The 14,867-nt window shown below is 54.9% G+C and carries 14 protein-coding genes; 10 read left to right on the top strand and 4 right to left on the bottom strand.

Translation table 11 applies throughout. The annotated features are described in order from the left end of the window. Positions 1 to 6: 6 nt before the first annotated feature. Positions 7 to 1,218, top strand: coding sequence for an argininosuccinate synthase (locus ENI00_RS18335; protein WP_304105687.1), 1,212 nt, complete (start codon positions 7 to 9; stop codon positions 1,216 to 1,218). 322 nt (positions 1,219 to 1,540) lie between these two features. Here the strand turns inward: ENI00_RS18335 and ENI00_RS18330 are convergent, their stop codons facing one another. Further along, positions 1,541 to 2,512 (bottom strand): response regulator, encoded by a 972-nt coding sequence (locus ENI00_RS18330; RefSeq protein ID WP_304105684.1) that lies wholly within the window; start codon positions 2,510 to 2,512, stop codon positions 1,541 to 1,543. A gap of 115 nt (positions 2,513 to 2,627) precedes the next feature. Here ENI00_RS18330 and ENI00_RS18325 point away from each other — a divergent pair, with 115 nt between their 5' ends. The 3 genes from ENI00_RS18325 (at position 2,628) to ENI00_RS18315 (ending at position 4,868) form a co-directional block, all read left to right on the top strand. Further along, the gene (locus ENI00_RS18325) at positions 2,628 to 3,110 is read left to right on the top strand and encodes a YajQ family cyclic di-GMP-binding protein (RefSeq protein WP_304105682.1); all 483 of its coding nucleotides are present in this window, start codon (positions 2,628 to 2,630) and stop codon (positions 3,108 to 3,110) included. 78 nt (positions 3,111 to 3,188) lie between these two features. After that, positions 3,189 to 4,508 carry an AmpG family muropeptide MFS transporter gene (locus ENI00_RS18320; RefSeq protein ID WP_304105679.1) on the top strand — a complete coding sequence of 440 codons (1,320 nt, stop codon included), beginning with the start codon at positions 3,189 to 3,191 and terminating at the stop codon, positions 4,506 to 4,508. A 42-nt stretch (positions 4,509 to 4,550) separates the two neighbouring features. After that, positions 4,551 to 4,868 carry an MGMT family protein gene (locus tag ENI00_RS18315; protein ID WP_304105676.1) on the top strand — a complete coding sequence of 106 codons (318 nt, stop codon included), beginning with the start codon at positions 4,551 to 4,553 and terminating at the stop codon, positions 4,866 to 4,868. On the opposite strand, the gene ENI00_RS18310 is transcribed toward ENI00_RS18315, so the two are convergent. Both ENI00_RS18310 and ENI00_RS18305 read right to left on the bottom strand, forming a co-directional pair. After that, on the bottom strand, positions 4,843 to 6,009 hold the full coding sequence (locus tag ENI00_RS18310) for a type II toxin-antitoxin system HipA family toxin (protein WP_304105672.1): 1,167 nt from the start codon (positions 6,007 to 6,009) through the stop codon (positions 4,843 to 4,845). The genes ENI00_RS18315 and ENI00_RS18310 overlap by 26 nt on opposite strands. Next, positions 5,999 to 6,172, bottom strand: coding sequence for a helix-turn-helix domain-containing protein (locus ENI00_RS18305; RefSeq protein ID WP_304105669.1), 174 nt, complete (start codon positions 6,170 to 6,172; stop codon positions 5,999 to 6,001). Before ENI00_RS18305 ends, ENI00_RS18310 begins: the two co-directional genes overlap by 11 nt. Before the next feature lie 276 nt (positions 6,173 to 6,448). Between ENI00_RS18305 and ENI00_RS18300 the strand changes: the two genes are divergently transcribed. The 6 genes from ENI00_RS18300 to gspD all read left to right on the top strand — a co-directional run bounded on the left by ENI00_RS18300 (position 6,449) and on the right by gspD (position 12,926). Further along, entirely contained in the window at positions 6,449 to 6,955 is a 507-nt protein-coding gene (locus tag ENI00_RS18300; protein ID WP_304105666.1) for an FxsA family protein, read from the top strand. A 190-nt stretch (positions 6,956 to 7,145) separates the two neighbouring features. Next, positions 7,146 to 7,433 carry a co-chaperone GroES gene (groES, locus tag ENI00_RS18295; RefSeq protein ID WP_304105664.1) on the top strand — a complete coding sequence of 96 codons (288 nt, stop codon included), beginning with the start codon at positions 7,146 to 7,148 and terminating at the stop codon, positions 7,431 to 7,433. 78 nt (positions 7,434 to 7,511) lie between these two features. After that, a complete protein-coding gene (gene groL / locus ENI00_RS18290; protein WP_304105659.1) occupies positions 7,512 to 9,161 on the top strand; it encodes a chaperonin GroEL in 1,650 nt (549 codons plus the stop codon). A 128-nt stretch (positions 9,162 to 9,289) separates the two neighbouring features. Next, complete coding sequence (gene gspN / locus ENI00_RS18285; RefSeq protein WP_304105656.1) at positions 9,290 to 10,081, top strand: type II secretion system protein N; 792 nt, start codon at positions 9,290 to 9,292, stop codon at positions 10,079 to 10,081. Continuing rightward, positions 10,081 to 10,938 carry a type II secretion system protein N gene (locus ENI00_RS18280; RefSeq protein ID WP_304105653.1) on the top strand — a complete coding sequence of 286 codons (858 nt, stop codon included), beginning with the start codon at positions 10,081 to 10,083 and terminating at the stop codon, positions 10,936 to 10,938. The genes gspN and ENI00_RS18280 overlap by 1 nt, the downstream gene beginning before the upstream one ends. Positions 10,939 to 10,970: 32 nt before the next feature. Beyond that, positions 10,971 to 12,926 (top strand): type II secretion system secretin GspD, encoded by a 1,956-nt coding sequence (gene gspD, locus ENI00_RS18275; protein WP_304105650.1) that lies wholly within the window; start codon positions 10,971 to 10,973, stop codon positions 12,924 to 12,926. 15 nt (positions 12,927 to 12,941) lie between these two features. Here gspD and ENI00_RS18270 read toward each other — a convergent pair whose 3' ends face one another. Then, entirely contained in the window at positions 12,942 to 14,864 is a 1,923-nt protein-coding gene (locus tag ENI00_RS18270) for a M48 family metallopeptidase (RefSeq protein ID WP_304105647.1), read from the bottom strand. Positions 14,865 to 14,867: the final 3 nt, after the last annotated feature.

Below are 14,867 nucleotides of genomic sequence, written 5' to 3'. Positions count from 1 at the left end.
CTAGACATGTCTGATATTAAAAAAGTGGTGCTGGCCTACTCAGGTGGCCTGGACACTTCCGTTATTGTTCGGTGGTTGCAGGATACCTACAACTGTGAGGTGGTAACCTTCACCGCGGATATAGGCCAGGGCGAGGAAGTTGAGCCGGCGCGTAAAAAAGCGGAAGCGCTGGGCGTTAAGGAAATCTACATTGAGGATCTGCGCGAGGAATTTGTGCGCGATTACGTATTCCCGATGTTCCGTGCGAACACTGTGTATGAAGGCGAGTACCTGCTGGGTACGTCGATTGCACGCCCCTTGATCGCCAAGCGCTTGATCGATATTGCCAACCAGACCGGAGCAGACGCCATTTCCCACGGCGCAACCGGCAAAGGTAATGACCAGGTGCGCTTCGAGCTGGGTGCTTATGCACTGAAGCCGGGTGTGAAGGTTATTGCGCCCTGGCGTGAGTGGGATCTGAATTCCCGCGAGAAGCTTCTTACTTATTGCAAAGAACGCGACATTCCGGTGGATATGAAGAAGGGCAAGTCGCCTTATTCCATGGATGCCAATTTGCTGCACATTTCCTACGAAGGCATGAATCTGGAAGATCCCTGGGCGGAAGCCGAGGAAGATATGTGGCGCTGGAGTGTGTCTCCGGAAGCGGCACCGGATAAACCGACGTACATCGAGCTTACCTATCTCAAGGGCGACATTGTTGCTGTCGACGGTCAGGAGATGAAGGCACACGAAGTGCTGGAACACCTGAACAAGGTTGGCGGTGACAACGGTATTGGCCGCCTGGATATTGTTGAGAATCGCTACGTGGGCATGAAGTCCCGTGGTTGTTACGAAACACCGGGTGGCACCATCATGCTGCGGGGGCATCGTGCCATCGAATCGATCACGCTGGATCGGGAAGTGGCGCATTTGAAAGACAGCCTGATGCCGCGTTACGCCGAGGTTATTTACAACGGCTATTGGTGGTCCCCGGAGCGTGAAGCTCTGCAGGCACTGATCGATCAGACCCAAGCCTACGTGAACGGAACCGTTCGCCTCAAGCTCTACAAGGGCAATGTTGACGTGGTTGGCCGTAAGTCTGACGATTCACTGTTCGACGAAAAAATCGCGACGTTCGAAGAAGATCACGGCGCCTACGATCAGAAAGATGCGGAAGGCTTTATCAAGCTGAACGCTCTGCGATTGAGGATTGCTGCCGGTAAAGGGCGCAAGCTCTGAGTCGGTTCTGAGATCAGGGTTTTTGAGATCAGGGTTTCTGGGCCAGGTGGCATTGCCATCTGGCCTTTTTGTTTTTAGTGCATGGCGCACAAACAAAAAGGCCAGCTAAGAAGCTGGCCTAAAGAGGAACAAACAAAAAAGACCAACGAAGGTGTCTGAAAAAATTCGTCAATTCCGTGGATGTCCCATTTGGTGGCGGAGGTACAACACGGCTCCTCCGCCATGTGGGATACTGCTTAAATCCACAATCTCAGAATAGGCTCTGCGACTTGCTGTGTCTGTGCGTGATGTGTGTCCTGGTGTTACGAATTGTTCTGCGAGTTCAGGCGCTCGTTCCCATTTTGGGTGCGGTTTCGGTAAACCGGCTAGTTTCATAGGCCTCTGCCAGGCCTTGCACTGCAGCCTGTTCCATATCCTGAACAGAGGGCATTCCGTTCTGAGCGTCGGCTTTGCAAAGCACCAGGCCGGCCTCTACCGAAATATAGCCAATGGTGGTTTTTAGCGCCTTGTGATTAACGCCATCAAACAGCCGGCGAAAGGCGGTTGTTGTGCAGTGATCACTGTTCGGGAAATAGGCGATAATGGCAAACTGGTTGTCGCCAACCCGACACAGAACATCGATAGGGCGAATCAGAGTGCTGAGCCTGCGAGCAATACCCACAGACAGTTCGGTCATTACGGTGGGCGGGTGTTTGCGTTTCAGCTCCTGCCAGTTACGAATGCCACACAGCACATACGCCGATGCGCCACCCCGGGATTCGGCGTGGCGCAGTATTTTGCTCAGTCGGTCCCGGCCGTAGCGGTTGTTGCTAAGACCGGTTTCAACATCGATGATGCTGTTCGATTCCAGCTCGCGGTTGTTCTCGATAAGCAGGGCGTTAGCGCGCAGCAGCGTGTTTTGGCGCTCGGCCATGCGGTCTGCGGCAAAAATCCTCGGGATCAGTTGCTTGCTCATGTCGGATTTGTAAACGAAATCGTCCACGCCCCGGTCAAAGGCTTCCGCCAGGGCTTCCACGTTTTCCCGGGCGGTCAGCAGCATCACGTAGGTATAGTGGTTGTTTTGCTCGTCCTGCTGGCGTACCTGATCGGTTAATGCCAGACCGTCCATTTCGGGCATCAGCCAGTCGGCGATCAACACGCTTACCGGGCGCTGATCCATCAGTTCGAGAGCCGCAGGCGCGTCATTGGCGATGCGTACGTCGCGATACCCGGCATTTCGCAGGGTGCGGCCAACAACCATACTGCTGAATTTCGCGTCGTCTACTACCAGTATTGCAAGATCCAGATTTGGCATGATTGTCTACTTTTGCAGTCCATTGTCAGATGCGGGGATGACCGGGGCTTGGTATGCTTGCCCCTATTTCTAAAGCAGCCAGTATACGCGCTGCCGCTCCAGGAGAATAACGATCATGCCTTCTTTTGACATTGTTTCTGAAATTGATATGCACGAAGTCACCAATGCGGTGGATCAGGCCAAGCGGGATCTCGGCAATCGCTGGGATTTCAAGAATGTGGATGCGGATATCGAGCAGGATGACAAGGGCATTACCATCAGTGCGCCCCAGGAATTTCAGCTTGAGCAACTGATGGATATGCTGCGAATGGCCTTTGCCAAGCGCAATATAGACGGCCGCGCCCTGGAAGAAGACGGCGAAAGCAAGGCCGGCAAGCTTGTGAAGCAGCACCTGCTGTTGAAACAGGGTATTGAGGCAGACATGGCAAAAAAAATTGTAAAGATGATCAAGGATGCCAAGTTGAAAGTGCAGGCCAGTATTCAGGGCGACAAGGTTCGGGTAAACGGGAAGAAGCGGGACGATCTGCAAACCGCCATTGCCTTGCTCAGAGAGACCGAGCTGGAAGTACCTCTGCAGTTCAATAATTTTCGCGACTGAACGGGAGGCTCCACCATTTCAACCGGCACCCGCCTGGCCCTTATCAGGGATACGCTTCACACCTACACGCGCTGGCAGGTGATTGCACTGCTGTTTCTCGGTTTTTCTGCCGGGTTGCCGTTTTTGCTGGTTTTCTCCACGTTGAATGCTCGCCTTGCCGATGTTGGCGTAGAAACCGCGACCATCGGGTTCTTTAGCTGGCTGGGAATAACCTATTCCATCAAGGTGTTCTGGGCGCCGGTGGTTGATCGATTAAAGTTGCCGGTGCTGGACAAACTGTTGGGCAAACGCCGTAGCTGGATATTGCTGGCACAGGTGGGTATTGCCACCGGTCTGTATCTGATGGCCCATGTAGACGCCATTGCGGTGCCTGAAACCATGGCACTTTGCGGGTTGTTGGTGGCGTTTTCATCGGCAACCCAGGACGTGGCCATTGACGCTTATCGCATCGAAATTGCCGAAGAGCGGCTTCAGGCAGCCCTGGCCGCAACCTATATTTTCGGGTATCGATTGGCGCTGTTGGTGGCCGGTGCCGGGGCGCTTTACCTGGCGGAGTTCTGGTCCTGGCAGGTGTCCTATGAAGTGATGGCAGCGCTGGTGGGTGTGGGTGCGTTAACCGTGCTGATCGTGCGGGAGCCAAAGGTGAATCATTATTCTGCAGCTCAGGATATTGCCCTCAAAATAGAACAGGAAGCGGCCAAGCGCAATCATCTGACTCCGCGGCTGGCGCGCTTTGCGGGGTGGTTTTATGCCGCTGTCGCCGGCCCCTTTCTGGATTTTTTCCACCGTTACAAAGAGCTCTCCGTTGCGATCCTGATCATGGTGGCCGTTTATCGCGTTTCTGATATCGCAATGGGCGTGATGGCTAACCCGTTCTATCTGGATTTTATGGGGTTCAGCAAAACCCAGGTGGCGGATGTCACCAAAATTTTTGGCTTTTTCATGACCATCGCGGGCTCGTTGGCCGGTGGTGTGTTGGTGGTGCGTTACGGTACAAGGAAGATCCTGCTGGCGGGCGCAATCATGACGGCGGCAACGAACCTTTTGTTTGTGTTTCTGGCTCAATATCCGCCGGATTTGATGACTCTGGCGGCGGTGGTGAGTGCCGATAATCTCAGCGGTGGCATTGCCAATGTGGCCTTGATTGCCTGGCTTTCCAGCATGACCAGTGCTTCTTTCACCGCCACGCAGTACGCGCTGTTCAGTTCGTTGATGACGCTGCCCGGAAAGTTTCTGGGTGGGTTCTCAGGCATTGTGGTGGCGGGTTATGGGTACGCGGAATTTTTCCTGGTGTCGGGCTTGATGGGCATACCCGCGATTCTTCTGGCGCTGTTCCTGATTCGTCAGGGCGAGAGGTTGGATGCATTGGCTCCCCATCACTCAATATCCGCCCGATAAAGACAGCATAGAAACTTGGCAGACGACAAGCGGGTAGGGTGTATGGAGCAGCAAACAGAACCGGGAAAGGATCAGAAAATCTGGCAGGTTGTGCTCGCCATCCCGCCGGGCAAGGTTGCAAGCTACGGCCAGGTTGCGGATATGGCAGGTCTCGGGCGCCAGGCCCGTTATATAGGCCGTGCGCTTGGCAAGCTTCCGCAGGGCCATTCCGTGCCCTGGTACCGGGTTATCCGCAGCAACGGTCAGATCGCTTTTCCGGAAGGTTCAGAGATTTACTGCGAGCAAGTAAGCTTATTGAAGGCCGAAGGGGTAGATGTCGTTAATGGCCGGGTGTCTATGCGCCGGTTTCGTTGGCAATGAGAATCTGCAGGTGTTCAAGCACCATCCGTTGCGCACTGTTCGGGCTCTGAGCAAGTCGGGTGGTGAGGTAAGGCAATAACAATTTCAGAGCTTGTCGGCACTCTTCGTAAAGCACGTTGGCTTTGGATGCCGTCAGATCGCAGGCCTGTACCCCAAAGCGTTCAAGTTGCGTGCGGGAATGCCATTTTTTGCTGCCTGCGAGTGTTAGAGCTGGAATATCCAGGTTTATATAGGCTGTGGTGCAAACGATATCGTACGCCGGTGCAAGTCTGACGGAGGTGACACTCTCGTAAACCAGACCAAAGTTCTTCAGGTGTGCATCCCCGTTTTGCATTACGTTGCTGATCACCAGCATTTTGAAGAACTGTTCCAGCGATGCCTGCTTGTTTTCAGGGCTGACAAACGTCTTTATTGTTTTTGCGACTTGTTCATAGCTGCCGGTGTACTTGTCTTCCCGCTGCTTTGCCTGAAGAACACACATATCCTCAAAGCCCAGCGTGCTTCCGTCGTCTCTGAGATCAAATCGCTTCATGATGAACAGGGATTCGTCGTCGGACAGATAAAAATCCGGCACCGGGATTCCCGCGTAGTGGCAGGCCAACATGCAGCAGTATTCGTTCAGGGCGAGGGCGGGGTAGTCAGGCCCCCAGGCTTTAACAATGAAATCGTCCAGACGCAGAGTCGCCTTGTTCTCAAGTTGCGCCAGCACTTTGGGTTGCACGCCGCTGAGCGCAGAACGCAATGCAAACCGTGAAACCAGTTCTTCAAACAGCGCTGGGTTATCGGAATGCAGAAGTGTGTCCAGATGAAGCGTTGATGTTTCGGATTGGCCATCGCGGATGTATTCAACGCGCCCGCGAACGTTGGGAGCGAGCAACTGCAGAAGCCCGAAGTCGTTGGTATCTGTGATTTTGGCGAACTGTTTTTTGATAATCGAAAGCAGGTAGCCCTCGGGCAGATGCATCTCGAATATCGGGTGCAGTCGAGGGTGGTTGTAATCTTTTCGGCGCACGGGCATGGTCAATGACACGAACTGATCAGTGGGCGTCGCTTCGCTATAACGGAATACGAAGTCTTGTGTCTCCAAAAACAGCTTGCCGGCCAGGTGACCCTCAACGCACACGGTCAGCTCAGTGCTCATCTCGTAGCTCCTCGAGAGTGGGAAAGGGAGATTTATCCCGAATGGCCAGTTCTTTGCCCAGGTAATCCAGAACCTTCATGATTTTTCGGATACCAATATCGCCCGATCGGCCATTCTCAAGCGCGTTGATTGTGGCGCGAGAGATGCCGAGATGTTCAGCCATTTTTTGCTGAGACACCCCTTGTTGGTGGCGTAGGGTTGATATTGTCTGGCTTAAAGATTGGTAGTCCATGTCGACGGCTATTATGGCTAATTTATTTTACATTTTATTGAATTTTCCATTTTTGTAAAGTATTTTTGCCATTTTTAGTCATTACCCAGTCATTGCCTCACGCAATCTTGAAGTTTTATGTTTTGCCCTAAACTAAAGAGAAGGTATTGCTGGAAAGGCTGTGTGTACCCGGCCTTGAAATGAACACGTCCTGATCGCGAGGGCCTGATGCCCATATTACTGTTTGTGTTTATTATCATTCCGATCGCCGAAATGGCGGTGCTTATTCAGGTAGGCGGCGTGATTGGTGTGTTCAACACCATCGGAATCGTGCTGTTAACGGCGGTTGCGGGTGCCTGGTTGCTTCGCCAACAGGGTTTGGCAACACTGCTGAAAGCCAATCAGCGCCTGAACAGCGGCGAGTTGCCCGCCAAGGAGGTTGCAGAAGGGCTGATTCTCGCGGTTGGCGGTGTGCTGCTGCTGACCCCCGGGTTTATTACCGATGCCTTTGGATTTGTTTGCCTGATTCCTTTTACGCGCCACTGGCTGGCCGCGCTGGCAATGAAGAAAATGGTGGTTTCTGGCGGAAACAGCGGGTTTAACTTTCGTGCAGGGGCGGGTGGCGATCCCTTCGGTCGCCGGAGTCCGTTCGACAGGGATGACAACGGCGATATTATCGAGGGTGAGTATCGGGATGAAACGAAAACCACCCACGATCGCCTAGATAAAAAGTAAAAAATTTATGGTGTCGGGTGTTGAAAACCCCAGTGGCAGCCCCACATACATCTCACAAGTTCGCCGTAGGCTGATACCGGCTGGAAACAGCAGGTTAACGGCCAGGCAATTTTGTCGGACTGCAACAACAGTCCGGCCACAACAGCAAATGTCATTGCCACATTAATCTGACTATTGGAGAAGCCGAGCAATGAAGATTCGTCCGCTACACGATCGTGTCGTTGTACGCCGTAAGGAAGAAGAAGAGAAAACCGCCGGTGGCATCGTGCTGCCAGGTAACGCTAAAGAGAAGCCCTCCCAGGGTGAGGTTATTGCCGTTGGTAACGGTCGCATCCTCGACAATGGAGAGACTCGCGCGTTGGCAGTGAAAGCGGGTGACACCGTGGTGTTTGGCCAGTATGCCGGCAACACAGTGAAAATCGACGGCGAAGAGCTGCTCATCATGAGCGAAAGCGACATTTACGGCGTGCTTGAGTGATCGCGGAAGCCATTCGCACGAACAGTCATTTATCCGATTGATTCAACGAATTCGGTTTAACGAACAGGAATAGAAGACATGTCAGCAAAAGAAGTCAAGTTCGGTGATAGCGCCCGCAAGCGCATGGTAGCAGGTGTTAACATCCTGGCGGACGCCGTCAGGGTAACTCTCGGCCCCAAAGGCCGTAACGTGGTTCTGGAGAAGTCTTTCGGCGCGCCGTCGATCACCAAAGATGGTGTATCGGTTGCCAAAGAAATCGAACTGAAAGACAAGTTCGAGAACATGGGCGCTCAAATGGTGAAGGAAGTTGCTTCCCAAACCAACGACACCGCGGGTGACGGTACCACCACAGCGACGGTTCTGGCGCAGTCCATCGTTAATGAGGGCGTAAAGGCAGTCACTGCCGGCATGAACCCGATGGATCTGAAACGCGGCATCGACAAAGCGACGGCAGAAGCCGTTAAAGCCATTCGCGAAATGGCCAAGCCTTGCGACGACAGCCGCAACATTGCTCAGGTAGGCACCATCTCCGCCAACGGCGACGAGACAATCGGTCAGCTTATCGCTGATGCAATGGGGAAAGTCGGCAAAGAAGGTGTTATTACGGTTGAGGAAGGCCGTGGCCTGGAAGACGAGCTGGACGTGGTTGAAGGCATGCAGTTCGACCGTGGCTTCCTGTCTCCTTACTTCATCAACAACCAGGACAACATGTCTGTTGAACTGGATGACCCGTACATGTTGCTGGTCGACAAGAAGATCTCCAACATTCGCGAACTTTTGCCGGTGCTGGAAGCCGTTGCCAAATCAGGTAAGCCGCTGATGATCATCGCTGAAGATATTGAAGGCGAAGCTCTGGCGACTCTGGTTGTGAACAACATGCGTGGCATTGTGAAAGTAGCTGCTGTTAAGGCGCCTGGTTTTGGTGATCGTCGCAAGGAAATGTTGCAGGACATCGCGATTCTGACCGGCGGCACGGTGATTTCAGAAGAAGTTGGCTTGAGCCTCGAGAACACCACTCTGGATGACCTGGGTACCGCCAAGCGCGTAAACCTGACCAAGGAAAACACCACCATTATTGACGGTGCTGGTGCACAGGCTGATATCGAAGCCCGCGTTGAGCAGGTGCGTAAGCAGATTGAAGACAGCTCCTCGGATTACGATAAAGAGAAGCTTCAAGAGCGTGTAGCTAAACTGGCTGGCGGCGTTGCCGTCATCAAAGTAGGCGCTGGTTCTGAAGTGGAAATGAAAGAGAAGAAGGCCCGCGTTGAAGACGCACTGCACTCTACCCGTGCGGCCGTTGAAGAAGGCATTGTACCGGGTGGCGGTGTAACCCTGATTCGGGTTATCGCGGCGCTGGATAACGTGGATGTGCTCAACGAAGAGCAAAGAGCGGGTGTCAACATCCTGCGCCGGGCAATGGAATCACCTCTGCGCCAGATCGTTGCCAACGCTGGCGGTGAGTCTTCGGTTGTTGTTGCCAAGGTACGTGCCGGCGATGGCGCCTTCGGTTACAACGCTGCTACCGAAGAATACGGTGACATGCTGGAGATGGGCATCCTGGATCCGGCTAAAGTTACCCGTTCTGCGCTGCAAGCGGCGGCGTCTGTAGCCTCTTTGATCATCACCACTGAGGCGATGATTGCGGATGAGCCGGATGACGGCAAAGCCGGCGGTATGCCAGATATGGGTGGCATGGGCGGTATGGGAGGCATGGGCGGCATGATGTAACGCCGGCCATACTCTTAAAAACCCCGCGCTGGTTCACACTGGCGCGGGGTTTTTTTGTTTTTTTGTCATGTACTTGGCTAACGCGTTTGCTAGACTCGGCTACCGGTCAACTGTCTGTGTGCAACCGAATGAGTGACGCTGATTCCAAACCTTTTCTTCGCCCCGCCAAGGTATTGCTGCTTGTGTTGCTCGGGGTGCTTGTCTATCTCGGTGCACTGGTTGTTTTTATTCCCGCTGGCTGGGTTTGGCAGCAGGCTTCGCCGCACATTGCTCTTCCACCCCAGGTTCAGGTGCAGCAGGTCGCGGGCAAGGTATGGGATGGTGCGGCCGGCATTGTGGTGGCCGGTTTTCCCGTTCGTGTTGATTGGCAACTCGGCTGGCCTTCTATTACCACTCTGGAGCAGCCTGCGCAGGTGTCGGTCGAATCGCTGCGGTCGAATGTTTCCGGTGACCTTGTCTTGGGGTGGCCCGCAAACGCTCGCCTGAACGCCCGTGGCAATATCATGGTGGCGGAGTTTGACGATCTGATCCGGCGCAGCGGAGGTGCAATGATTGAAGGTGATGTGAGCATTGATCGCCTAGAGCTGGAGTGGGCAGACGATCGTGTTGTGCGCGCCGATGGCATCGCCCGATGGGCTGGGGGCACTGTGAGCTGGCCCATGGGCAATCAGACAGGGCAAGCACAGTTTCCGCCCATGCGGGCAAATATGGACACCACAGAGGGCGGTGTCGCCCTGGTTGTTGCGGAGCAGGCAGGCAACGGGCCTGCGGCACAGGCCAGTATTCTCTGGAATGGCATGATGGAGCTGCGGGTATACAAACGCATGATTGATCTTGCCGGGCAGCCCTGGCCAGATTCCGCCAGTCCTGATGATGTGGTGTTCCGCGTGAAGCAGCCACTGCTGCCTGGGGCGCGTTGATGATTTCCATGCCGGCTGCCGGTGCCCAGCACCGAATTGCCAGAGCGGTCGCTAACCTGTTGCTTGTCGGATTGGTTATCTATTTGGGTATTTTTCTGGCGAACGCAACCTGGCTTTTTGCCTGGAAGGACAAACCGGTTGCGGTTGCACCGGCTGCGGGTTCATCCGGTTCGCCGGCGTTCGGGAGTTCTGGTGGTTATCCGTTGGCCAACTATGAGTTCTTTGGCCGGCCCGAAACGCAGGGGAAGGTCGCGGAGGCGGTGAAACAATCTGCCCCGGAAACCGGGCTGCGGCTTAAGCTTGAAGGTGTTCTGGTAGGACAGCGTGCGGCAAGCTCAGGTGCTATAGTGGCCGGAAGCAACGGTGAAACCGCGTGGTACCGGGTTGGCGATTTGTTGCCGGGTAACGCCGAGTTGGCAGAGGTGGAACCGGGGCGCATACTGATTCGCCGCAGTGGCCGTTACGAGTCACTGACCTTTGAAGAAGACGATATTTCAACAATGGTTGCAGAGGTGGCTCAGGAGCCGGCAGAATCATCGCCGGATGTGTTTCTTGAGAACGCCAGACAACAATTGGACAGCGCCGGCGCGGCTGCGCTCACGCCCTATGGTCTCAGCCCCGTTGATGCCAGCGGCGGTTCGGGCTACGTATACGACGGCTCCAGCGCCATGCTGAACGCGGTGAATCTGAAAGCCGGAGACGTGATTACGGCCATCAATGGCCAGCGCCTGGGCGATGTGCAACAGGACAGATCGCTGCTGGAAAGTTGGCGCGGCCAGGCCAGTCTGGATATAGAAATTGAACGTGACGGGTCTATCTTTACCATAAGCTATGCCATACCCGAGCAGTGGCGCTGACCGGGTTCATCGATACAGGAAGAAATCGCCAGATGTATAACTACAAGACTAACTTTCTGCGAGCCCTGGCTCTGCTTGTTCTTTTGCCTTTGATGTCGATGGCGCACGCCCAGGAGGAAACCTGGAGGTTGAATCTGAAAGACGCTGATATTCGTGCCTTTGTTACCCAGGTGGCGGACATCACGGGTTATAGCTTTGTAGTGGATCCCAGGGTGAAAGGTAAGGTCACCGTGCTTTCCAGTGCTCCGATGGACAAGAACGAAATTTACGATCTGTTTCTTGCGGTGTTGAATGTTCACGGGTTTACCGCCATTCCCGGCGAAGAAATCATAAAGATAGTTCAGCAGGTAGACGCAAAACAGTCGGCTGAATCCCTTGGCCGCTTCTCCACCATTCCCTCTGAACAGCTCATTACCCGGGTTATCCAGGTTGACAACGCTAACGCGCTGGAGCTGGTGCCTATACTCCGGCCCCTGGTGGCAAAGTATGGTCATTTGGCAGGTGTTGCAGCCGCGAATGCGTTAATCATCAGCGACCACTCATCAAATATTCAGCGCATCGAGCAGATTGTCCGGGATCTGGACAAGCCCCCTAAATACGAAGTAGAAGTGATCAAACTCAAGGAAGCCTGGGTTGGCGATATGGTGGTTCTTTTGCAGGAGTTGGCGCCTGACGAGTTAGGCCGCTCTGGCAACGACAACGCCGCCAGAAAATACAGTGTGACGGCAGATGAGCGCAGCAACCGGCTTATTCTCCGGGGCGACCAATCCTTCCGGGACAAGATGCGCGGGCTGATTGTGCAACTTGATCAGCCCTCCGCCAGCGGCGGCGCAACCAAGATTATCCGCCTCAAACACGCTGATGCCAAAAATCTGACCGAGATCCTCAAAGGTGTGATGGGTGAGCTTGCCAAAGAAATTGGTGGGGGCACGGCCGCTGGTGGCACCAGCAAGAAGCCTCAGGGCCAGTTTGCGGTGTTTGCAGACGAAGGATTGAACGCCTTGGTGATTCGCGGTGAGCCCTCGTTGATGCAGGAGGCCGAACAGATTGTTGCGGCGCTCGATGTGCGTCGTGCCCAGGTGTTGATTGAAGCCGCTATCGTGGAAATAAGCGATGAGATTGGCCAGGATCTCGGCGTTCAGTTGGCCGCGGGCGATGAGTCCGGAGGCTCATCGCCAATAATAGGAACAAACTTTGGTAACGTCGGTCGCAGCTTGGGCGACGTTCTCGGTGCCATTCTGAGTGGGTCTGCCATTGCCCCGGCGGCAGGGGGTATTACGATAGGCGCCGGGCAGCGAAATAAAAACGGCGTGAGTTGGGGTGTTCTATTGCAGGCACTCTCCACCTCAGCTGCAGCTAACCTGCTTTCAACACCGAGCATCATTACCCTGGATAACCAGGAATCGGAAATTATTGTGGGCCAGAACGTGCCGTTCCGAACCGGGCAGTCGAGCGTTGCCGGAGACGGCTTAACCAATCCGTTTACCACGATCGAGCGCCGTGATATTGGCCTTACCTTGAAGGTGACCCCGACCATCAGCGCAGACGGTCTTGTAAGGCTGGTTGTGGAACAGACCACGGAAAGCGTTGCTGACAGCATTGAAGATGCATCTGATATCGTGACCAACAAGCGTGAAATCAAAACCACCGTGCTGGCGGACGATGGCGAAACCATCGTACTGGGCGGTCTTACCCGTGAGGATTACCAGGTAAACACGAGCAAGGTGCCTTTTCTGGGAGACATTCCCTACCTTGGCCGTTTGTTCTCGTCGGAGTCCGAGCGTCGGATAAAGCGTAATCTGCTGGTGTTCCTTCGCCCGAAGATCATTCTGGGTAAGGGTGATGCGATTGCGGCGACGTCTGAGAAGTTCAACAAACTGTGGAACGTCAATCTTGATATTCGCGATAAGCTTGGCTTGCCGGAGATGAACACAAATCCGGATATCGACGTTTTGTTTAACACGGGGCAAAGTAGGCTGTTGGAATAATATCAACGCATTTTTTCAAACGGTCATCGGCGGCATCGGGCAATCGAGCTGGTCCGCCACGAGCCGCATCAGTTCGTATTCCCGCACGTCAATAACGCTATCGTAGGTAATGCAATGCCCGCAGGCATCTATAACAGCGGGCTTCAGCAGGGGTGAAAGCCCATTCAGCGCCGTCAGCGTTTCTTGTAACTCTCGCATCGTAACCTTGGCCAGTATCGGGAAATCGTGGTTCCCGCGGTTGGCGAAGCCCGCTATGGCCTCAAGGTACAACGCGCCTGCATCGCGGTTGTCACGCGCGCCCGCTCTTGCCATCAGGCTCAAGAGCCTCTGCAGTGCCGGCATCACTGCGTTATAACGACGGTAGCGCACGGGCGTTACCCGGCCCGCCTCGGCGCCCAGGTGGCGGGAGAGGAAGCTGGTCAGAGCCAGTTCAAACAACGTAACCCGGTTGTCGGCATCCACCAGCAGCCGTACATTTTCAGCCAGTTCCGCGCGCTCGTCCGGGTCCAGTTTGCGCAGCGCTGGCATGGCGAGTTCCAGGGCAGGAAAGCGCACAGCCTCCCCAAGGCCCTGAAGTGTCGGAAGGAGTTTGGCGAGGAGGTCCGGTTGCGCGCCGAACAACGAATGATTGCGCAGTAACCCGAGGCGTTCAGCTTGTGTGTGTTCGGCCAGTTCGCTGATGAGCATGGCGTAGCACAGTTGAATGGCGCCGGCTCGTGTGTAGAGCAAATTGCGAAACGTTGACGGCAAGCGCTGCAGCAGATGAATGGCAAAATCTTCGCCCTTTGAGCTTATCGTGCCCACGCTCTCGGAAAGCGTTTGTATGGATGAGCTCCCAGCAAAGCCTGAGGTGCCTGCCGGCCGCGGCCCGGCGGTTGCCGAACGCAGGTCATCGCCGGGTTCAGTATCCCGGAGGCGGCTTTTCAGGCGAGCCAAAAGCCCCGGTTGAATCGCGTTGATACGTTGTTCAATGGGGGGGTGGGAGGCGAGCAACGCGGTAAACTTCATACGTGCGCTTTCCCCGAAGCACATATGGTTCATGTCATTGGCATGGCCGGTGGTATCAAGATAGCTGCTTCGCAGTCCGATTTTGAACAGGGCGCCGCCAATCCCGTCCGGGTTGCGGGTAAACTGAACTGACGATGCATCGGCAAGGGTTTCCCGCTGGCGCGACACGGCGGCTTGAATCAGGCGCCCGAAAAACACGCCTACGTAGCCAATAACAAACAATGCGATACCCAGAAACCCCATCAAGGCCTGAGCTCGCCCGTCGCGGTTGCGCGCGGTTGTTCGCCCACCGCTGTAAAACGATGCGTGAAGCAGAAAACTGCCGATTTGGCCAATCATCAAAATACCGGAAAGCAGGGCAATCAGGCGCACGTTCAGGCGCATGTCTCCGTTGAAGATATGGCTGAATTCGTGGCCGACAACCCCTTGGAGTTCGTCGCGGGTTAGTTGGGTGATTGCGCCATGGGTGACAACCATAACGGCAGAGCCCGGGGTGTAACCGGCAACAAATGCGTTGATGCCGGTCTCGTTATCCATGATGTACAGTTCGGGCACGGGTACGCCGCTGGCAATGGCCATTTCTTCAACAATATTGCGTAGCTTGCGCTCATCGCCGTCGCGGGTGTCCGGGTCAATGGGTCGTGCGCCCACCATTTTTGCCACGCGGCTCCCACCGCCCGCAAGATCTACCCAGCGTATGAGCGAGCCCATACCTATAAGGACAACCACCGTTGCGGCGGTGATCAGCCCGTGGCTGGACACCAGCCAGTACTGGAAAGGTTGACCGGAGGTTTCGCTGCGGGTTGTGAAATAACCCACCAGGCACACCGCGAGCGTGATAAGCACTACGGCAGTGAGAAAGAGAAACACCAGCAGGCTGGTGTTTCGTCGGGCGCTCGCCTGGCGCTGGAAAAAACCCGGATGAGCCATGCG

This window comes from Marinobacter antarcticus (genome assembly GCF_011049865.1).
In the GTDB taxonomy this organism is placed as follows: Bacteria; Pseudomonadota; Gammaproteobacteria; order Pseudomonadales; family Oleiphilaceae; genus Marinobacter; species Marinobacter antarcticus_A.
Note: the sequence above shows the minus strand (reverse complement) of the source record. Positions and strands in the feature narration are given on the sequence as shown.